This window comes from Mesorhizobium sp. M0276 (assembly GCF_040321755.1).
Taxonomy (GTDB): Bacteria; Pseudomonadota; Alphaproteobacteria; order Rhizobiales; family Rhizobiaceae; genus Mesorhizobium.
Genome location: NZ_JAMYSC010000002.1, coordinates 243,787 through 264,320, shown reverse-complemented (window position 1 = coordinate 264,320; position 20,534 = coordinate 243,787). Strand labels below are relative to the sequence as shown.

Sequence of the window (20,534 nt, the reverse complement as noted above, 5' to 3'; positions counted from 1 at the left end):
TCGGTTCCTTTCTCAGTTGGCAGGCAAGTGGCTGCGGATGAATGCGACCATTTCGGGCGAATCCCATTCGGCGGGGCCGATCAGCCGGCCTATTTCCTTGCCCTGGGCGTCGATCAACAATGTTGTCGGTAGGCCGACGACGCCGAGCGCGAACATCGCCTTGCCCGACGTGTCGATGTTGAGCGCGAGATGCTGGATGCCGATTTCGGCGAAGAACTGCTTCACCACGTCCGCGCCGCGATCGATCGACAGCGCAATGACCTCGAAGCCCGGTCCGCCGAGCTTGGCCTGCAGGCGGTCGAGCGTCGGCATTTCCTTGCGGCAGGGAACGCACCACGTCGCCCAGATGTTGAGCAGCACCACCTTGCCGGAAAGATCGGCGAGCGTTTTCGGTTGGCCCGCACCGTCCTCGAAGCTGATCTCCGGCACTGGGACGGGCGCCTCGTGAAAGGCAAAATTCTGCGGCGGCTCGGCCGCCGAGAGAGGTTGCGGCAAGGCCAGCATGCCGAGAAGACCGAGAAGAATGATGGCGAGCCTGCTCATCGCTGCCGCTCCCTTGCCTCGGCGCGCAGGCGCTCGACCAGCGGCAGGATGGTCTTGGTCAGCGTCTCTTGCGTCACCGGACCGATCTGCTTGTAAGCGATCCGCCTGTCGGCGCCGACGACGAAGGTTTCCGGGACGCCATAGACGCCCCAGTCGATCGCTACCCTGCCGTCGAGGTCGGCGGCCGTGCGCGTATAGGGGTCGCCCATCGTGTCCAGCCATCGCGCGGCATCATCGGGCTTGTCCTTGTAGTTGAGCCCATGCAGCGGCACCGTCGCGCTTGCCGCCAGCTGCAGGAAGACCGGATGCTCCTCGCGGCAGGCAACGCACCAGGACGCGAAGACATTGACCAACGAAACCTCGCCGCTGAGCTCGCTGCTCGACAGACCGAGCACGCGACCCTTGACCGGCGGCAGGCTGAACTCGGGCACCTGCTTGCCGATCAATGCCGAGGGGATGTCGGAAGCGTTGCGGGTGAGGCCCCAGGCGAGCAAGACCGCGAGTCCGACGAAAATCATCACCGGCAGCAGGACCGCCAGCCGCCGCCACGCGGCGCGCGGCGTGGCAAGCGGCTTTGCATCGGGTTGAACGAAGCCGCTGGCAGTGATGACGCGCCGAGCCGACGGCTTCGCGAACCCCTGAGCACGTACCTTCATGTTCGCCAACAGCACGGCTTCTCACTCCGTTGCGTAGACGGTCGGCGCCTTGCCGTCCTTGGGAAGGCGTAGATCGTCCAGGCGCCGTCCTTCTCGCCGCCCATGCCCGGCGCGCCTGCAGGCATGCCGGCCAGCGTGATGCCCGTGATTTTAGGCCGCTCCGTCAGAAGCTTCTTCACGACGTCGACCGGCACCAGCCCGTCGACGACATAGCCGTCGACCATCAGCGTGTGGCAGCCTTCGAGGTCGGCCGGCACGCCGGCGTCGCTGCTGATCTGCGACAGGTTGTCGACCGGCTCGATGTCGACCTTGAAGCCGTTCTGTTCGAGATAGGCGGCGTAGGTTTCGCAGCAGCTGCATTGCGGGTTCTTGTACATCACCGCTTCGATCGTCGCCGCGACGGCCGGAAGCGGCATGGCGATCGCGAGCGCGAAAGCGGCGAGGGAATAAGTCAGTTTCATTGCAGTTCTCCTTGGTTGATTGGCGAAAAACTCAGGTCACGCGGAACACGGTCATCAGGCCGGCCATCTGGTGGTCGGCGACATGGCAGTGCAGCATCCAGAGGCCGGGATTGTCGGCGACGAAGGCGCACTCGATCACGTCCTTGGGGGCGAGCAGCACCGTGTCCTGCCATTGCCGATGCGGCATCGGCGCACCGTTTCGCGAAATGACTGACAGGCTGAATCCGTGGACGTGCATCGGGTGCCACCAGGCGGTTACGTTGCGCATGGTGAGATGGCAGGTGACGCCGCGTTTCAGCGTGAACTGCGGCGTCATGCCCTCATGGCCGTCGCCGGTCATCGACATGCCGTTGATCGCCCATGCCGCGCCGCCGTTCATGCCCATCATTCCCATGCCCATCATGCCGCCAACGCCGGCTAGCTTGCCGCCGCCCATCATGCCGCCCTGCAGCACGATCTCCTGACGCTCGGCGATGTCGGGTTGCGGCAACGGGTTGTGCGGCAGGCCAAGTGGCGCGTCGAGAGAATGGGTCCGCAGCGGCGGCGCGTTGTCATAAGCGAGAGCAGTCAACGTGTAGGCGAGGCCGTCATAGAAGTCGTCGATGACCTGATGGTGGCTGCCGGGATCGCCCTGCATGTCGATCACGACGTCGATGCGCATGGCAGGCGCAAGAACAAGACGGCCGCCATCTGGTTCATGCGGTTCGCAGGGCTGGCCGTCGATCGCCACAACGACCGGGCGGTGGCCTTCGAAGCGCAGCGCCATCATGCGGGCAAGCGAAGCATTGGCCAGCCGCAGCCTGACGCGCTCGCCAGCCCTCACGCCCTGGTCAGCGGGCACGGTGCCGTTGATCGTGATGACGTTGCCGACGCGGCCGGACATCGCCGCATCCATCGCGCTGCCCAAGCCGGGGGCGATTTGAGCGTCCGCTGCAAGCCGCCAGTCCTGCAGTAGCCACAGCAGATCGCGGTCGACTGCAACGGGTTCCGCCTCCTCGACGATGAGGGCGCCGGCCAAGCCGCGGCCGAGCTGCACGAGGCTGTCAGCATGCGGATGGTACCAGAAGGTGCCCGCGTCCGGCGGCGTGAACTCATAGACAAAGCTCTCGCCCGACTTGATCGGCGGCTGTGTCAGGCCGGGCACCCCGTCCATGGCGTTTTGCAAGCGGATGCCGTGCCAGTGGACCGTCGTGTCCTCGTCCAGCCCGTTCTCGACGGTGATGCGGGCAGGCTCGCCCTGGCGCAGGTGAAGGGTAGGGCCGGGGACTGTGCCGCCATAGGCCCACACCGGAGTTTGCGGACCATCCGGACCGCTAATCCGGGCCCGACCTGGCGCCACCGTGATGCGGCGCTCATCGATGGCCGATGCCCTTGACCGTGCGGGCGGCAGGAGGGGAGATGCGGCAGCGCCTGCCACGGCAAGGACGAAGCCGCGGCGCGACATCAAATGACTGAAATCGGTACTCACCCTCAATCCCCTTGCGATCTCGATCGACGGCGAGCCTCTCGACGTCAATTGGTGGGTGCTCGCTGGCGCAAAGTGCCCGCGGCAAATCAAACGCCAGAAATCAGCCGCGGGACGGCTGAAACTGCGTCAGACGAGATCCGTAAATTTGGGAGGGAATGGGTCGGGCAGGGAACTTCGCCCGTGAAGGAATGGAGCTGGCAGCGCCGACGGCAGCGGTGCCCGGATCACGGTCATCGCGGCGAACTCGAGCGGCAGCACCGCGAGGACCGGAGCAATGCAGGTCGGCGGGCAGTGCATCGGATTTCCGTTGTCGCCCGCGTCCTTCAGGCATGCCTTGCAATCGCTGTCGGCCGCCGCTCCCGTATCGGACATCATGCCCATGCCCATTTCGGAAGTCATGGCCATGCCTGCTTCGGAGGCCACGGTCATGCTCACCGCCATAGTGCTGGCCTGCCCGGCAGACACGCTCGCGCTAACGGTGGCGAACACCGCGAGCAGCAACACGAAGACATGTCTTGGCGACAACCGTGCCATCATGCGTTCAAGCTGGCCTCAAAGTGCGGTTTTTGCAAGTCGGATTCCATTGCTGCGACATCGAGACGGCCCAGGACGCTCGAAGCATGTTGAACCCACTGCTCGTTGTCAGGGATGACGCGTCGAATTCGAGACCATCCAGCCAAGCCAGGTCGAAGTCGTGTCTGACGTGACCTGCGGCGGACAAGGATCTGCACATGCCCTGTGACAGGTGCGTTACCACGAGGGGAGTGACAACAGTTTCGGTCGTCGATCAGAGGGGGTGCTATGGCTTCGTTTTCCCAAGAACATTTGCAGGCTATAGCCGACCCGCTCGCGGATACTTCCGAGGGATTGAAGGGCCCTGCTACAATCTATCTAATCTATCTAAAGTTGCATAATATGGCTTATGGAACGACCGGCAACCGATTGATATTGCTACGTAATTATGGTTTTCGCCTCTTTCCAGTGAGTTGCCGATGACCCAACATCTAGATACCGGCCAAGCGAATGCAAATAGGCAACGATCTCCAGCTTAGAAAGTCTCGATCGCCGTAAGCCTCAGCTATACGTGCGAGCTCGTCCCGCGGCTCGTCCATTTCCTCGATATCTCCAACGTAGCTATCGTGGCCAGCGGCACAAATATCGCATCCAACCTTGATGACCTATTCTTCGGCCAATGGATCACGCGCCATCTCTGCATATTCCTCGAGATAGCGGCGTGAGGTTTCGTCGGACATTCTTTCCGATAGCTTTTGCATCATCAGATCAACGTCAGCATTCAAGTCCATAGCGTCGACCTCGCTGGCCGCATTCACACTGTCGAAAATCACCTGATTAAAGGCGGTGACGTCGGAATCAAACGCGTCGCGGACTTCCTGCCGCCGAAGCACTGGCGAACGAATGACCTGCATATCTGGCGCATCCTCGCGCGCCAGATGCCGCTCCCGAACAGGATCCTGCTTCTTAAGGATGCTGGCATATTTGTTACGATAGAGCTTCTCCAGGTCGATCTCTAGGTCGTCGGCTCCGTCCTTTTCGCCAGTCTCCCGGAGTGGGCTCTGCTCAATGACATTATTCAGCGGGCGCGAATCTCCGGAATTCCTTTCGCTAAGTGGGCGCCTCTTCCGGCTCGGGTTCGTATCGAATTCCGACTCACCGCCGATTGTAGGACGCTTGTCGTTATGGCTGAGGGGTGCCGTGTTTGCGCCTGCGATCTGCAGAGGCGGCTGTTCCTTCTGCCGCTCCCTCCGCGAATCCTCTTCCGTAACACCGGCTGAACGCTTCTCATCAAGATCAAGGCGATGGCGTAGCTCATCGAGGGATGAGATATACACCTGGCGGATACCATCCTTTACCGAGAAGCGAACCTCATGGGCGTTCTGTGGCCGCTCAACGGATGCGAAATCGACCTCTCCCATTCCAGCCCTGCCACGCCGGTCTTTAGCTTCGCCTCCCGCCGTCGTCTTCGCAACAGGCCGAGAGTCGTTGAATTTGACGGTATCCGCAACGGTCCATTCTACCGGCTCCATGCGCGGCTTGGTCAGTGGCTTGAACTTACGTACCTTCGAGAACATGCGTTCGCCGCCCGAATCCAGTTTCATAATCCTCATGATTGGCATGCCGGTCACCTGCAGGATGGCTTCTTCAGGCTTCATCATCATCAGCGTGTTGACAGGGAGAAGATCGATGGCCACCGGCACCTTTGAAACGGAGCGATCGCGCCGGCCATGACGATGCGTGTATGACGACTGGTCAATCCATCCCGTCGTCTTGCCGGCCGTCGTGGAGACCGCCGTTGCGTCCTCGTGGTTCTGGAAGTTCATATAGAGCTTGATGGTTGAAGCTCCCATGAGGATCTTCTGGCCAGCTTTCTGGTATAGCCGCTCGAGCTGCGCGCCGTCCTGAAGAATAAAGACGAAGCGCGCGCCGTTTTTGCGGATCAATGGCGCAAGGGTCAGAGCCGTATCGATGCGGCCGCCATTTCCGAACTCGTCGAGCATCATCAGAACTTCATGCTCACCGTCCCGCAACTTTCCCATCTGCACCAGCTTGTCCGCCATCTGCTGGATGAAGATCGAGATCAGCCGCTCATAGATCTGGATCGCATTCCAGTCGGCCTGCACGTAGATCACCATCTTGCGCTTCCGGATGGCATCAACCGGGATCGTCGTAATAGAGGTCAAGGCCTCGACGAGAGGGTTCTGCAGGAAATTGAGCTTACCGACGATCTCGGCCGCGATGCCCTCCCCGAGCTTTTCATGCCGGCCCGCGAATTTGGTCAGCTGCATACGGGTCTGGTCGGAGAGAATGTCTTCATAGTTCTCGAGCAGCTGCACGATCGCCTTGCGCTCGTCCGACATCGAGTTGAGAATGCGATAGAGCTCACTCAATGATTTTCGCGTATCCGGGCATTCGAGGACGAAACCCAACATGGCTGTCATGAGGATACGGGCGCTTTCCTCCCAAAAATCCGATGAATCGGAGCGAAGACGCTCCGGAAGCAGCATTTGCGTCAGCTTCTGAAGGTCGGTGATCCGCTGATTTGGGTCCTTGCTGATCAGATCGAGCGGATTGTAGCCGTCAGTGAGCTTTGATCCTGGCGCCAGCAAATAGACATCGTACCCCTTGTCTTTCATGTAGCCGGAGGTTTCCTCGAACAGCTCGCCACTCATATCGAGAATGAACTGGGAGCCCTGAAAGCTCATCATCGTCGGGATCACGAAACTGCGCGACTTACCCTGCCCTGGCGAGCCGATGACCATGACATGCTGGTCGCCGTCATTGCGCAACAACAGCCCCTGCTTCAGCCCAAGCACGATCCCGTGCTTGTCGCGCAGCCGGAAATCCGCCGCATCCTTCAACGTCGCGAGACGGGCCTTGCCCATGATCATGCGTTGACGCTTCTGCACCGCCGCTCCGATTGGAAAGCCTACAAGAGCGCCGGCCGCTGCAAGCCCCGCCAGTGCAGCCAATACCGTTTGACGCGATGGCCGCTGATAGGCGCCGGCGGCATCAATCGCGCCAAAGGGCGCCTGGTACATGGCCGCGAGGTGATTGCCAAAATATTCGGCCGCGGCAGCGTTATTGCCAAACTTCGTCGCGACCAGATAAAAACCGATGCCATAAGCGATCACGCCGACATAGGCGGCCGCGAAAACTAGCGCCGTGTTAGCGATCAGGCTGAACATCGATCGCACATGCACGAGATAAAGAATCTTGCGCGAAAGCGCCCTTCCACCCTTCAGCATCCACAGGCAAAGCCACGCGAAGAGAAAGGGCGCTGCCAGCACAAACGCAAGAACAGACAAGCCAAAGGTGTTACGGATGCCGATGATCGACCAGGTGTATCGGACACCGTCCAGAAATGGCGCTTTAGAGAGGTAGTCGTAGAAGGAGGCCGTGCCGAACGACGTCACATAGAGGTCATAGATGAGCGTGAAAAAGGCAAGCCACAACAAGATCGCCGCGACGATCGCCACCGGGAAAGTGAAGAAGGAAACTTTCTGAAGGCCCGTCCACTTCGGGCGGACAATCTCCATGTCAGTGTACACGCTTGCCATCTTCGTCAACCTCATCGGCAAAATAAACTTCGCTGACGCCGCGGCCGCCGGCAGCATCGCTCTTCTTCAACTGCACCACGATTGGAATGATGGACCGGATGTAACGAATGATATCATCACGCTCCATGCGAACATTGCTGTTCAAAACCAGCGTCGACAACCGATTAAAAGCATGATGGGGCGAATTGGCGTGAATGGTCGACATCGACCCCGGATGACCAGTATTGATCGCATTCAGGAAGTCGAATGCCTCTTCGCCACGCAACTCTCCCATAAAAATCCGATCCGGCCGCAAACGCAGCGCGGTCGCCAGCAGATCCGTCATTGTCACGCGCGCTTCGCCCTGCCCCCCTTTCGAGACAAGCAGTGAGACGACATTCTCCTGGCGTGGCTCGAGCTCGGGCGTGTCCTGCATCAACACGAAGCGTTCGCTATTCGGAATCGCGGTCAGCATGGTGTTGAGAAACGTCGTTTTACCCGTTGAGGTGCCGCCGGAGATCAGCATGCTGCGATGGTTGATGGCCGCCATTTCAAGAAAGGCCCTCACCCTTCCGGCGCGCAAAAGCTTGGACAATTCGACATCCACATCATCGATGTAGTCGTCGCCTGTCACCTTGGTGAATCGGAAGGCGCCCGCCTTCTCATAGTCGTCAAGGTCGAAGTGACGGATGAACTGCTTTCTTATAGAGAAGGCATGTCCGGTCGCAGAAGTTGGGTTCAAGACGAACTGCACACGCTCTCCATCGACGAGCGTTGCCGACAACAGGGGTTTTTCCGCGTTGATGTTCTGCTTGGTAAAGGACGCCGCACGAGACGCCATATGGCGGATGGCATCCTGCTCGAGGCCTTCAACGCTGACCTTTTCCATCGCCAGCTTGCCAATACGCTCAAGCCACACTTCGTTGCGACGCTGGCACGAAATCTCGACGATGCTCGGATCATCGAGAAAAGTCTTGATTGGCTCTAGCGCTTCCGAGAGAAAGTGCTGTTCAGCCGAAATCGTCGGACGTGCGTTCATTTATAGACGGTCTCGTTTGGCTACGCGGGTAGCACTGTTCCGCGGTTTCCTCTGGTGCAGAAGCCGCTCGTACTCTTCCCGCACCGGGTCGGGATAAAGGTCCGCAAAGTCCAAATCACGGGTGACGAAAACAGTGATGTCAGATCCTTGTGCAATATGGATCGTCGGGCGGATGTTACGGGTGTCTTCGAACGCTTCAGAGGCCATCTGCTGAATCCCTGACGCGATCGTTTCAGCCGCGATTTCTCGCGCCCGGTCTTGGGAACTGTCCCCGTTATCCTGTGGGATGCGCGTGACTGAACCGTCCGAGTTGACGATCGTAACGTACTGCGTTTCCTGCCGGCCAAGTGAGGCAACGTATTGCGCCGCGCCGCCGATCATCGTCATCAACGCTGGCGGGCCGAAGCGTTCCCAATATTTTTTGTTCACTTTGCCCGTCATGCCCGAGCGGCCGAGCCGATCAGTACCATACGAGCCCAACTGCACAGACACGCCGTCGCCACGGATCATGCGGGTCCACACAATGAAAACCCGCTCCTGCCCGCGTTCAACGCCAGACTTGTAGTCGCCGATCAGTGACGAGCCTGCCGGGATCAGAATGCGGCGACCATCGAACGAATAGACGTCCTCACGCACGATGCCCTTCACCATGCCGGCCAGGTCCGAATTGATGGCCGTCTCAAGCGTGCCACGGATCATCGTTCCTTGCGGGATCCACGCATCGGTGCGGCGATTTTCCGTCGCCGTTGAGACTTCAACACCCTGCCCGCCCATGGCCTTCAGGAAAGCGCGATCATTGTCGACAGCGCCACCGCCACTGCCTGCAGCTTGTCCTTCAGCGGCAGACGGCTCGCCACCGCCAAAGCCACCCTGCCCGTTTGCTGTCGCCTGAGCTGCTCCGTTGGTTTGATCGGACTGATCGAAAACCATGGATGACGAACGCACACGCTCGAGCAACTTCGCTTGACGAGCAAGTTCGACGCATTTCGGATGTTCAGGATTGTTGCCGTTAGAACAATCGACGTCTGCCGACGTCGCTACCGGCATAGCTGCCGGAACCACGGCGGCCGGTGGAGGCGGCGGTGGCGGAGGCGGGGCCTCTGGAACCTGCACCGTCGGCAACGGTGGAGGCGCTGGCGTCGTAAACCCGTCATTCCTCGGGGCCTGGATCGGCTGAAACTCCTCTCGCGGCGTTGTATCGACGATCGGCGCGTCCTCGCCACCGGACAAAAGGAAGTAAAGCACGACACCTACGCCCGCGATCGCGGCAACTACCGCAACCGGCCGCATGATGCCAATGCCAGCTTTTCTAACTGGACTGCCGATCGCTGTATCGCCTTCGATCGAATGATAGTGAGAATCGGACATTTTGCCCCCTACCTTGATCGAGTTTCCGGTTGGAGAGGGCCGCTGCGCGATCCGCCTTTGCCAATCCTCTTAGGACCCACTACGCCTTCGATAGGCGCTGGCGCGTCGGCCGGTGCGGTCCGCAAATTGAAGAGGCAAGTTTCTTCCTCTGTGCCGTAGCGCAGCGTCCATTGCCGCGAAACTATATCAATGACGATGTAGTCCGCTTCCCTCCGGTAGTTTACGAGGCTTTCGCGTCGCTTCCGGTCAACGATAAAAATCGCTGGAACGTCACCAGTGAACTTCATGAAGGTTTTCAGCCCATCGTCGAACACCCACAAAGGCTTGGCTGAATCACCGCCTTTGAAGCCGTAGTCGTAGTTGACCTTATCCCGGCGGATGTTCTGGATATTAGGGTTCTTTTGGGCGTCCTGTGCCTGCTTCCACATCTCCGCCGTGCCCCTCAGTCCTGCGTCCTCGGGATAGGTGAAGCGCAGCTTGTAAGTCTGGTTGTGCATCGAGCGGGTGTCGTTAACGCGAAGATCAAAGGAGTAGGTCCGCTTGGATGTGACCACCGACAAATTCGTCGGCGCATCTTTTTCCATAGGCTTCAACGTCAGCGACCGCCTGTTTGCTGATGTCAGTATCTGCCATGACACTGTGTCGCCGGCGACGACCTGGGTGATTTCCTCATCAGCACCGAACAGGATGGTCGTCACCATCCCGTAGGTCCCCGTCACCAAAAAAACCTGCTCTGACGAATAGGGCAATGTCCGCACCCGCGGATCGAGGCGGCCAGGCCGAGCAACCAGTTCTGCATGAGCCATTGATGTCGTCAAAAGCAGGCTCAAGAGGATAGTCGTCGTTGTCTTCATTGACCCACCAACCCGGAAGGCATGTTTTCTGGCACCTTCACATACTCGGTCACGACAAAACCGAGTGGGTTGTAAAGCCTCACCCTGTTGCTTGCCTGCAAATTGATCTGCTTGTAGCGAACCGTGGCAGACCACCTGTTCACCACTTCGCCACCACGCTGGCGCTCTCTCGTCTCGAAGCGCACATTCATGGTGTTGGCGTTTAGAGGATTGACGGAAAGGATCTCCGGGCGAATTTCACCGGTTGATCCCAAAGTCTTCACCGGCCCCCGCGGGTTGGATGGATTAATCGAATCCTCATAGTCCTTAAAGGCCTTCGAGCCCGGCTCGGACCAGAGAGCAATCATGTCGAAGTTGTCCGAAAGGTAACGTGGATCGTAGGTCTCACGCCGGATCACATAATTGCCAACAAAAGCGGCTCGAACAGCCTGCATTTCAGCGACGTTTGTCCGGTCCTTCTCGAGCGTGGTCACGGTTTCCATATAGCCGGTGTTCTTATCGACGATGAGGGGCACGACCTCGGTGCGCACCAGTGGGAATAGTTGCGCGACTGAGAACGACAAAATTCCCGCTACCGCCCAACCAGCCGCGGCGAAGAACAGCAAAATGAGGCCGATCAGCGTCCTCAGTGATTTGTTCTTCTCGCCCCATGAGAGATGCTGATTATAAGTCTCTTGCGGACCTGGCACCTGATCGCTTGGCCCCTCGCTCTGCCGCTTCTTAAAGAACGCCACCTTCCAAACCTCATATGTCCCCAATCAAAACTTTATGCAGGTGATTCAATCGCATGCACCAGAAATTACACTCCAGTGCAAGAAAGGGGTTCTAATGCCTAACGGCAATAACGGCTATCTAGCCGCCGCTACGCCTTCTGTTTGTGAGCATCCGACCCAAAGCACCCGCACCGGCGCCGGCGCCTCGCCCCACGGCCCCTCCGGCAGCCATTGTTGCCAAAAGGGCACCCTTTGGCCCTCCGGCCATTGCAAGCGCCACCCCTGCCGCTTGTGCCGCTCTGCTGTTACCCTTCGAAAGTCTGCTCTGAGCACCGCGATAGAGTTCCGGCACATACCCACCGCCGGAAACACCGCTCATAGCCGCACCAAATGCAAAAGACTTTGCGAAATCCGGCACCTGCAGAATGAAATAGGAAATGATCGCAAGATAGAGAACTATGGCGATCGCGATCGCAAGTGCATTCTCCTTAGTTGCCATGCTATCGTTCACCGTCTCCATCATTCCAGCAAGAAAGCCGAAAGCCAGGCCTGCCATGATGTAGGTGAAGAGGAGCATGAACATGCCATAGGCAATTCCTCTCACCCAGGCACCAAAGACGAAATTCGTGATCTGAAAGAAGTAGCAAAGGATCGCAATAGGACCGACGGCCAACATTATAGCTGTAATCATCTTAGCAAAAAGCGTCACTCCCGTCAGAATCAGGAGCATTGGCAATAGACCAAAACAGAACACGATAAAAACAATAACAGCACCCGTCACATTCGGCATTATTCCAGACTCGAAGGAGTTAAATAGCTTCATCGTGAAATTGTAGATCTTAAAACTCATACCGGAGACTTGCTGCGCCAAATTCTCTCCAGCTACATCTCCGCCCATCGCAGACGATATAGCTGATCCCAACTGCTGTGGAGTTTCCAAGATAAACTGCGCGATGTTGTCGTAAAATATCGCCCACGACATGATTAGCGCGTATGCTAATGCAACCTTAAATCCTGTTATGGCCATGTCCTGCAAGGTCACGCTGGAAAGCCCAAGCGCTCCCCACAAGAAATATAGGATCAAGAACAGCGCCAGGATGGCAGAGATCAAATTCCCGTTCTCGGCGAACAGTCCCCAGGCTCTCTCCAACGAGGCCACGTTGATCTTGTCGAAATAGCTCAGCGCGTCGCCATAAAAGTTGACTGCATAGCTGACCGCGTCCATCGGTCCCCCTTAGAATGGATTTACAGGCCTAATGGGACCGCAATCGTCTTCATTTGTCACAGCCAAAAATACATCCCCTGCCTCTTCAGCTTCCGAGTCGTAGGCCATGCTCGGCACAGGATTCTCATCGGCCGAACATTTTGCCAACTGCTCATATTTGCCTGCGCAGCCGCTATGAGCCACGCAGGCTAGTATCAAAGTAAGAGCAACCTTCACTGATTCTGATCCTCGAAAGCCTTCAACTGATCACGTACCGACGATCCCTGCGTTTGTTGGCTGCCACTGCGGAGGACGCTCTCAGGAAGAGGTGCAAAAACTTTCAAATTCTGTGACGAAGTTGCCAACCCTGCCTTGTACTGCTGATTTAGCAGCATGACCTGGTTGTTGAGCGATCCGACAGCCTCATTGGCGGTCTGGTTCCCCTGAAGCACCATTTGCGTGTTCTGCTCCAGCGCACCCTTGAGGTCCTTCGCCGTGCCAATCTGCTCAGTAGCCTGCATAAAGGAATTCTGCCGATCCTTTGACGCCGCGTTCATAGCATCAGTCAGGGCCGTCATCGTCGTCAGCGCGTTGATACCCTGCGAATAGGCCTGATTGGCGCCTGACAGGCTCCCACCATTCACCGTATCGGTGACCATTTTCACAAGATTGAGCCCATTGATGAGCTTCGCGGCAGCGTTCTGAAACTGGCCGCCGATGCCCCCGAACACCGCAGAATTGCCGGACAGAATGCTATCGAAGCCCGGGGCTTGGCCCATGCTGAACCCGTTGCCGGTGGCGAGCGATGCGAACTGACTGGCGTCCTGGGTACGGTCACCGGTAATTGCCTGCAGGGTTTTTGTCGTGTTGTGCTTGACGACCGACGTATCCTGCTGGATCTGAGCCGATAGCCTCTGGATTTCTTGGTTGATTTTTATATTTGCAGCGTCCGTAACAGGGACCTGCGCATATGCCGACGACATCGCCAGAACGCTCAATGCGCCTGCTATGATGAGTTTCTTCATTTGCCTATCCTCTTTTCCAACTGCTACTGCGCTATCGGCCGGTTATCGACCACCGTTAAAAGCCCCGACGTGGGATCTTCCATCGCCGAGAAGGTTGCCGCCTCCCCCTTCAAACGCGCTTGCTCCTGCAGACTGGTCAACCAGCCCTGAATGTCCTTTGTTGATGCTGTCGACGGGACGGCATAGCAGCGCGTTCCTCCGGTATCGAACACCGTAGGAGGGCACTGCACTTGCGGCATCACAAGGGATCCATCGCCAAATCCCCTGTCACTTCCCGCCCCACTCGATCGCAACCCCGCCGATGCAGCAGTCAATCCGTCCTGCAAGCGCTGCAGGTAATGTTGGTTTGACTCCGTCGATTTCTCAACGAACTCGTTCCAGATCTTGGCCCGTTCGACGCGCGCTTCGGTGTTCCGGTCGAGCGCCTTTTTCAGCTGCTCTCCGCATCCCTGATTATAGCCAACGGTCTCCGGGTCGGGCGTGCTTCCACCCTGGGGTGTCCGATCGCCGTTCTGCGCTTTGTTTCGATTGTAGTAGCCGGAGACCTTTTTGACGTAGTCTTGGGTTTCAGGAATGTTCGGGACCCTGCCATTCCGGAGCGACTGACGATGTGGCCCGGCATTGTAGCCAGCGGCCACAAGATCGGTACGGTTGCCGAACATGCCCTGCAGGCTTTTGATGTACTTCACGCCGCCGCGGATGTTGTCTCGCGTATCGTACGGATTGACGCCCAACTCTGCGGCCGTCCCTGGCATCAGCTGCATCACGCCAATGGCGCCTACACCGGACCGAGCAGATTGCCTGAACCGTGATTCCTGTTCGGCAATCGCCATCGCAAAATTGGGATCGACACCCTGACGGATGGCTTCCTCTTCCACCATGCGCGCAATCTCTTGCTGACTGTGCGTGCGCTTTGCCGCTGGCGCCTGTGTCGTATCGCCCGACATGCCTTCTGCCGAGCAGTCCGTTGGCGATCCAGATCCCTGCCCTGGGGCAAAGCTGTCAGTCGTGCCACCTGATGCGCCCTTCACCTTCTTGGTGTCGGCCTCATAGGTCGTATACCAGCCCATCGTCTGCGTCTGGATTTTTACTCGCGCGCCGTCGATAACTGGGACCTGCGCCAGCGCGGCCGAGGACGACAATGCAGTAGCCATTGCCAACGCAACGGCCAGTGCCCTGTTCGGTGACATTGCGCTATTCATCCCCTTCTCCATCATTCCAGTCACAGAATTTCGACAGCCAGTTCTTCGGATCGTCTCCATATTCGTCGCGAAGAATCTCGACCTCGCGCACGGTTTCCTCGCGACCCGACAGAACCTTGATGAATTCCAGCATGTGAGACATATCCACTCGGGCGATCACGCTGTCTTTCGCGTGCTTGATAAGCATGAATCGCGACTTTGGATCGCCGTTCTTCACCCAATCAAATTCGGCCTGAGAAAGGCCGAATTGGTTCATGTAGGAGCTTTCGTCAGCCTTTGGGTTTGCGAAGAAAATGTTGGTGGATGTCTGCTCGATAATGGTCCGGCTCACGCTCGACCGTACGACGTCGTCGGCCGACTGTGTTCCGAAGATGACAAGACCATTCCGCTTACGGATGGTCTTGAAGTAGTCCTTCATCGTGCGCTTGAATTCATCGTCGTCGAGCAGCTTCCAAGCCTCGTCCATAAGGTTGATGATCGGCGATTTGCCGTCATAAATGGCATCCAGCCGATGGAACATGTACAAAAGCGCTGCCGTGCGGACCGTCGGGTCATCAAGGATTGACGTCATGTCGAACCCGATCATCGGCTTCGTGACGTCCAGATTGTCCTCCGCATTGTCGAAGAGCCAGGCATACGGGCCTTGGTCAACCCACTTGTCCAGCCGGGCAATAAGGCTTCCTTCGGTGCGCTCGCTACCAGCCAGCAGAGCGCGCAGCGACGACAACCGCCGATAAGACTTATCCTTGGTCTTCAAGACCGACTTGATGGCATTGCGGATGATGGACTCTTCCTGGGGCGTGAGGTTTTCGCCCTCCTTCGCCGGCTTGAGCATGAAGCTCAAAAGCCGGTATAGAAACACCCGGTTCCCCTCCGTATCCTTCAGAAGAAGCGGGTTCCAGCCCGACGGCTCACCTGGTTCCAACGTCAGATACGTCCCGCCGGCAGCGCGGACCATAATGTCAAGACCGCGATCTTTGTCGAACACCACAGTCTTGAGCCGTGGATTGACCCGGTAGGCTTGCAGGATCATGAACGCCATGATCACCGTCTTACCGGAACCGGTAGGACCGAACACGGTGGTGTGCCCGACATCGCCCTGATGGAAGTTGAAGAAGAACGGCGTGCCTGATGTCGTTTCGAAGATCGTGATTGCCGGCCCCCAGTGATTACCGTCCGGCTTGCCATAAGGATAGGCGTGGAAGCTGCTCAATCCGGCAAAATTGAGCGTGGAGATCAACGCCCGCCGCGCGATATAGGCCTGATTGCCCGGGAGCTGAGCCCAATAGGCCGGTTCGGCATTGAGATCCTCTCGCACGTAAGAAGCGCCAAGGGCGCCCAACTCGTTACCGACAAGTGCAACGGCATCGTCAAGTTGCGCCGTGGTCTTCGCGATCGGCATGACCGTCAAATGATGTTCAGCAAAAGCCACCCGCTTTCGGGCCAACTCATCACGGGCGATATCGAGATTTGCCTGCACACTGGACCCGCCCTCATCCGCCTTCGAGAGCTGCCGGTCCAACCGCTCAATCCGGTTGCGTGCGGCCATGTCGTCGACGAACGACATCGACTGTGTGACAACCATCTCGAAGGGCAGCTTCAAGATGTAATCGAGCATGCCCGCGCCAGTCTCCGGAGGATACTCCTTAAGCGAGACTATACCGGCGTACCGATCATCTTCGGGCGTGTCGCCCTGCAGATGAATTATGCGATTGCCGATCGATGTGCGCCGTGCGGGCAGCAATTCATCAATCGGAATGTTGCCCAGGCGGATCGGCCTTACCCGACCGCCGTTCACCAGTGTGTAGAAGAACTCGCACTGCTCCGAGAACCAAACCTTCCTCGCGTCCTCTTCAAGAACCATGTCCTCGGAGATATCGCGGTAAATCCGCTTGCCGTTGCCAAGATCGACCTCGACGCGCTGCACGTCGTGCAGCACCTTCGGCCCATAGGCATCCAATGACTTCTCTATCGCGCGTGTGGTCTCGACGAGCTTGTCCCGCATCAGACGGAACTGCTCTTTCCGAACGACATTGCCGCCCACGCCCATGACGCGCGAAAGCGCAGATCCCTTCTTGAAGAAAGGACGCACGACTAACGATACATAGGTGTCGTTCACAAACATTTCGTTCTTCGAAATGCTCGCCTGATAGACGTCGTCCATCCTTTTCATAAACGGATCGGCAAAATTCGAAGGCAACGACGGCGCAACCTTGTGTCGAATGACATGCGTGTAGAGTGAAAAATTTCCAATCGACGAGATCGCGCGGAACGCTGAATTGCGTTGCCGCTGAAGCATGTTGATCGTCTCGATATCAGCGGTCTCGAACGAAAAACCGTTCAGCCGGATCGTCGAGACGAGGCAGTCATTTTTCAGCCGAATGATGCCGTTTTCAATCGGCACGTAGAAGGGGATGTGGGTGGAGATGCTCTTGTCGGCGAAGATCTCCCAACCCTTTGTCAAGGATCCCTTCAAGGAACGCGCCATCGTATTCATCGATCAAACCCCGTAGGTCCGAACGCCGCCCCCAAGCTTGCGGCCCAATGGGTTCACGCCGCACATGCTGAGACGACCGACAATGTCAAAAAACCAAAGATCGAGCTTCACTGTCAGCACATACAGAATGCTGTGGCAGACAATGAAAGAAACCGGGAACCATAAAATGGAACCCAGGATCATGAAAACCATCAGCGAGATGAAGCATTCCACAAGAAAATACGTATACGGAATGCCCATCACCGTCGGCGGTCGGGTCAGTGCCAAAATGACGGGGTAAGACTCTATATATTCGTCTTCCCCGCCATAGCTGTTGCTCCCAGCCGCCATGGATCAGTTGCCGCCACCTGCAAGGAAATCGACCAATTCAGCGGCAGCAAACATGCCAGCAAGACAGCCTGCAACGCGAAGGAGCGCGCCCCAGTTCCAGTACCCGAATGCGGCCGCAAGGAACATGCCGATGAAAGCGATCGCGCCGACCGAACGGCCAAACGGACCAACAAAGAACTGCACCAGACGATCCGCCGCCTGTTGCAAAGCATCAAGGTTCTGCGCAACTGCCGGCTCGAATTGGCTTACCAGCAGGACCATGCTTGATACGGCAAGCATCGCGCCGTTGACCATCCACTTGCGTCCCTTGGCCGAATACCAGGTGGACCGGCCATATACGGCAAGCGCCTGCAACGTCCCCACAATCATATTCATTGATGCACCTCTTCCTTTTTGATCTTCACAGGGCCACTGACGGGAACCTGTCCACTCTCCTGTTCCACACGGCCGCTTGCATCGCCCGTGCTACCAACCGAAAAGACGAGCATTGGCGACTTCGCCCGCTCTGCCCGTCCCGATCTTCCACCCGCTTTCTTTGCCGTCGGCGCAGCGCTGGCACCGCGACGGATCGTAAAAACCTCGTCGGTTGAGCTCATATTCGTGTAGAGCCCCACCACGCGCGTTGCGTAATCCGCCGTTTCCTGGATCAACGGCAGAGACCGACGGACATCCACCCTTGGCTCACCGGCGTTATAGGCTGACGCGATCAGCACGAGGTTTCGGTACTTTTCGACGAGAACGCGAAGAAACCGCGCTCCCACTCGTATATTCTCAGAGGGCTCCGTGAGGTCCGTTGCGCCAAAGGCCTCTCCAACCTTAGGCATGACCTGCATAAGCCCAATCGCACCTGCGGAGCTGACAGCCTGCGGATCGAACCCGACATTCTCAACCCGCATGATCGACAACATCAAATTCGGATCGACGCCCTCTTCCGCGGATATCGTCGTCACCAATTTTGCGTACTCGGCCGGAACGCCCTCCAGCAAATCCGGCCTTGGCTCCTTCCATGATGAAGTCACGGCGTCTTTCAGCACGGTGGCTTCGTCAACGGATGGCCCGTTCGCCATTTCCTCTTGCAACCCCCCATATGAGAAGACCTCTATGGAGGAGCGCACGGCCTGCTCACGCCCAAGCGCCGGTTCAGCTTCCGGTGCATAGGCAACGACCATGCTGCCATCAACCGCCTCAGGCGCCTCTTTAGCTGGCGCAGTATTGTTAACTATATCGACGCTACTCCACCCCTCGCCAAATCGCTCACTAAAGCGATCTCCCTCAAGCGGAATAGCCGTTATATCGTCGGCCCGTGCAACCTTTCCGAGAGAGCTAGGCCCGGCTTCCTCCGGGGAGATCGTCACCTTCATCGGCTGGTAGGCAGTCGCCTTAACCGGCTTTAAAGGCTCATCGCTCTGGCGTGCTGCCGATGCCGACTCGCCGATATTCGACACTGCGGCGAGGCTTGTCAGGACAAAAGCTGACGTGGCGGCAGCCAGCTTGGTGCGCCGCGACCATCCTTTGCCGGATCCTTCCACATGCACTAATGAGTTGCGACCCATCGACTGTGCTACCGTAAGTTCTTATAGTGTAGTAGAACAATTTGAATCTCATTCCAAGCCAAAAATCAACGAGATCCTTCGTACCCCTATGCTCTAATGCACTAGGCTGGTCAATGCCAACATTCTAATCTTCTAATAGATTCAGCCCCGTAAGCGTGACCAGACGTCCGGTTGCCAACGATATCGAAGCTGCTCGCGGTCCCCTAGGACCTTTGCCAGACGCACGGCAGTCCCTCCCTTTATGAACACCGATCCCGCGTCCGCGCCCGACCGAACTCCATGAATTTTGCACAGATAAATCGGCAGTTGCCGCTGCACTCTTTGCATCGGGAAACACGACGACACCTGGTACTGATAATCCCCGCTGCTCGCCACATACGGCCGCGACTTTTGCTGCACAGGCCCCAGGCGCTGCCATCCATAACCGCTCCCGTATTCCAACTGGCATTCAATAATATTGCTGCCATAGGCCTTGCAGGAATCGAGCCGAAGATAGGCGTAAGGTGCAACTGGCAGTGGCCGCATATGCTGAACCCCGCTTGCGCAACCTGCCAAAAACAGTGCCGCTCCAACCCCGCCGATGAGAGTCTTTCTAATAATCAACGGAATAGCACTCCCTATTCATCTTGCTGATACCCCGCGCGGCTCAACGCGCTGAGAAATAAACTCCGGGCAAGCTCGCAATACGGCGATTCGTCTTGCGCCAGATGTAATTGGGTCAACACGAGCCCCAACCCCGTCACATCAGCCACAACCTGTTCCAGATCATCGCTGAAGCCACGGCGCAGCATCTCGCGATCGCCCCGCCCCTTGATAACAACAGCGTAGTCGTTGCGCTCGACGCTGTGCCACAACTCGACCACGCCTTCCCCGCCACTCGCATCTTCAGCGTCACATAGAAGTAAGAGCGAATAGCCACCGCCCTCGATCCCGCTCTCCTGAATCCACGTGCCGCCATGAAACTGCGTCAGAACAACGTTGGACGAGAAGAACATCAGCCGCTCGTTTTTGAGGAGCCTCCGCTGTCCGAGGCGAACAAAGCTGTCCATCGCAGCGACCCGGATCAGCGCCCCGGGCAAACTGTCGCTGCAATGCTCGCACACAGCCTTCAGACCGCCCTCCTGCATTGCGAACGCACTGTGATAGCGCTTCACAACAAAGCGCTCGACATTCTCCGTTCGCCCTCCAAGTTTTTCCACCAGACCGAACGCCTCCAATGGGTCCCATGGTTTCTCGAAGACATCACTATCAAGGTCGAAATCGGCGGCATTGGTGAAACTGGACGGCCCGACGATAATCCCGGCCGAACGCGTCTGTGCACCACATCCGGCGCAATCGACCGAGATCGGAACCACGTACCATTCACTGGTCAGCAACGACCTATCATGCTGCGTCACAGAGCTGTCCCCGCCTGACCGTGCATCACTCGCCTTCGTCATCGGCCCCCGCTGGCTCCGGAAACACGCTCAGCGCACCTCTCGTCATTCCAACCGACGAGACAGTCCGCCACGTCAACAGGCGTTCGCTCATGAGAAGCAATCCCACGACCGGATCCCCTCCGCCGGC

At 57.8% G+C, this 20,534-nt stretch carries 18 protein-coding genes and 1 pseudogene; all 19 read right to left on the bottom strand.

Annotated elements, in window-relative coordinates:
* Window positions 1-12: 12 nt before the first annotated feature.
* A complete protein-coding gene (locus NKJ01_RS02940) occupies window positions 13-543 on the bottom strand; it encodes a TlpA family protein disulfide reductase (protein ID WP_352725913.1) in 531 nt (176 codons plus the stop codon).
* Window positions 540-1,214, bottom strand: a complete 675-nt coding sequence (locus NKJ01_RS02935) for a DsbE family thiol:disulfide interchange protein (RefSeq protein ID WP_502905844.1) — start codon at window positions 1,212-1,214, stop codon at window positions 540-542. The genes NKJ01_RS02940 and NKJ01_RS02935 overlap by 4 nt, the downstream gene beginning before the upstream one ends.
* A 6-nt stretch (window positions 1,215-1,220) precedes the next feature.
* A pseudogene (locus NKJ01_RS02930) lies at window positions 1,221-1,660 on the bottom strand (DUF411 domain-containing protein).
* A gap of 31 nt (window positions 1,661-1,691) precedes the next feature.
* Complete coding sequence (locus NKJ01_RS02925) at window positions 1,692-3,128, bottom strand: multicopper oxidase family protein (RefSeq protein ID WP_352725911.1); 1,437 nt, start codon at window positions 3,126-3,128, stop codon at window positions 1,692-1,694.
* A gap of 126 nt (window positions 3,129-3,254) precedes the next feature.
* Entirely contained in the window at window positions 3,255-3,632 is a 378-nt protein-coding gene (locus NKJ01_RS02920) for a hypothetical protein (protein WP_352725909.1), read from the bottom strand.
* Window positions 3,633-4,132: 500 nt separating this feature from the next.
* Window positions 4,133-4,249, bottom strand: a complete 117-nt coding sequence (locus tag NKJ01_RS36375; RefSeq protein WP_502905849.1) for a hypothetical protein — start codon at window positions 4,247-4,249, stop codon at window positions 4,133-4,135.
* A 57-nt stretch (window positions 4,250-4,306) separates the two neighbouring features.
* A complete protein-coding gene (locus tag NKJ01_RS02915) occupies window positions 4,307-7,261 on the bottom strand; it encodes a type IV secretory system conjugative DNA transfer family protein (protein WP_352725907.1) in 2,955 nt (984 codons plus the stop codon).
* The gene (gene virB11, locus NKJ01_RS02910; protein WP_352725905.1) at window positions 7,185-8,222 is read right to left on the bottom strand and encodes a P-type DNA transfer ATPase VirB11; all 1,038 of its coding nucleotides are present in this window, start codon (window positions 8,220-8,222) and stop codon (window positions 7,185-7,187) included. Before virB11 ends, NKJ01_RS02915 begins: the two co-directional genes overlap by 77 nt.
* The gene (virB10, locus tag NKJ01_RS02905; RefSeq protein ID WP_352725903.1) at window positions 8,223-9,590 is read right to left on the bottom strand and encodes a type IV secretion system protein VirB10; all 1,368 of its coding nucleotides are present in this window, start codon (window positions 9,588-9,590) and stop codon (window positions 8,223-8,225) included. It abuts the gene before it with no gap.
* A gap of 8 nt (window positions 9,591-9,598) precedes the next feature.
* On the bottom strand, window positions 9,599-10,444 hold the full coding sequence (locus NKJ01_RS02900) for a TrbG/VirB9 family P-type conjugative transfer protein (RefSeq protein WP_352725901.1): 846 nt from the start codon (window positions 10,442-10,444) through the stop codon (window positions 9,599-9,601).
* Entirely contained in the window at window positions 10,441-11,178 is a 738-nt protein-coding gene (locus tag NKJ01_RS02895) for a VirB8 family type IV secretion system protein (protein ID WP_352725899.1), read from the bottom strand. The genes NKJ01_RS02900 and NKJ01_RS02895 overlap by 4 nt, the downstream gene beginning before the upstream one ends.
* Window positions 11,179-11,296: 118 nt before the next feature.
* Window positions 11,297-12,382, bottom strand: coding sequence for a type IV secretion system protein (locus NKJ01_RS02890; protein ID WP_352725897.1), 1,086 nt, complete (start codon window positions 12,380-12,382; stop codon window positions 11,297-11,299).
* A gap of 212 nt (window positions 12,383-12,594) precedes the next feature.
* The gene (locus tag NKJ01_RS02885; protein ID WP_352725895.1) at window positions 12,595-13,386 is read right to left on the bottom strand and encodes a conjugal transfer protein; all 792 of its coding nucleotides are present in this window, start codon (window positions 13,384-13,386) and stop codon (window positions 12,595-12,597) included.
* 23 nt (window positions 13,387-13,409) lie between these two features.
* On the bottom strand, window positions 13,410-14,588 hold the full coding sequence (locus tag NKJ01_RS02880) for a lytic transglycosylase domain-containing protein (protein ID WP_352725893.1): 1,179 nt from the start codon (window positions 14,586-14,588) through the stop codon (window positions 13,410-13,412).
* Complete coding sequence (locus NKJ01_RS02875) at window positions 14,581-17,085, bottom strand: VirB4 family type IV secretion/conjugal transfer ATPase (protein WP_352725891.1); 2,505 nt, start codon at window positions 17,083-17,085, stop codon at window positions 14,581-14,583. Before NKJ01_RS02875 ends, NKJ01_RS02880 begins: the two co-directional genes overlap by 8 nt.
* A gap of 3 nt (window positions 17,086-17,088) precedes the next feature.
* A complete protein-coding gene (locus NKJ01_RS02870; protein ID WP_352725889.1) occupies window positions 17,089-17,415 on the bottom strand; it encodes a VirB3 family type IV secretion system protein in 327 nt (108 codons plus the stop codon).
* Between the two features lie 3 nt (window positions 17,416-17,418).
* Window positions 17,419-17,790, bottom strand: a complete 372-nt coding sequence (locus tag NKJ01_RS02865) for a TrbC/VirB2 family protein (protein ID WP_352725887.1) — start codon at window positions 17,788-17,790, stop codon at window positions 17,419-17,421.
* Window positions 17,787-18,860 carry a lytic transglycosylase domain-containing protein gene (locus NKJ01_RS02860; protein WP_352725885.1) on the bottom strand — a complete coding sequence of 358 codons (1,074 nt, stop codon included), beginning with the start codon at window positions 18,858-18,860 and terminating at the stop codon, window positions 17,787-17,789. Before NKJ01_RS02860 ends, NKJ01_RS02865 begins: the two co-directional genes overlap by 4 nt.
* A gap of 725 nt (window positions 18,861-19,585) precedes the next feature.
* Entirely contained in the window at window positions 19,586-20,344 is a 759-nt protein-coding gene (locus NKJ01_RS02855; protein ID WP_352725883.1) for a hypothetical protein, read from the bottom strand.
* Window positions 20,345-20,534: the final 190 nt, after the last annotated feature.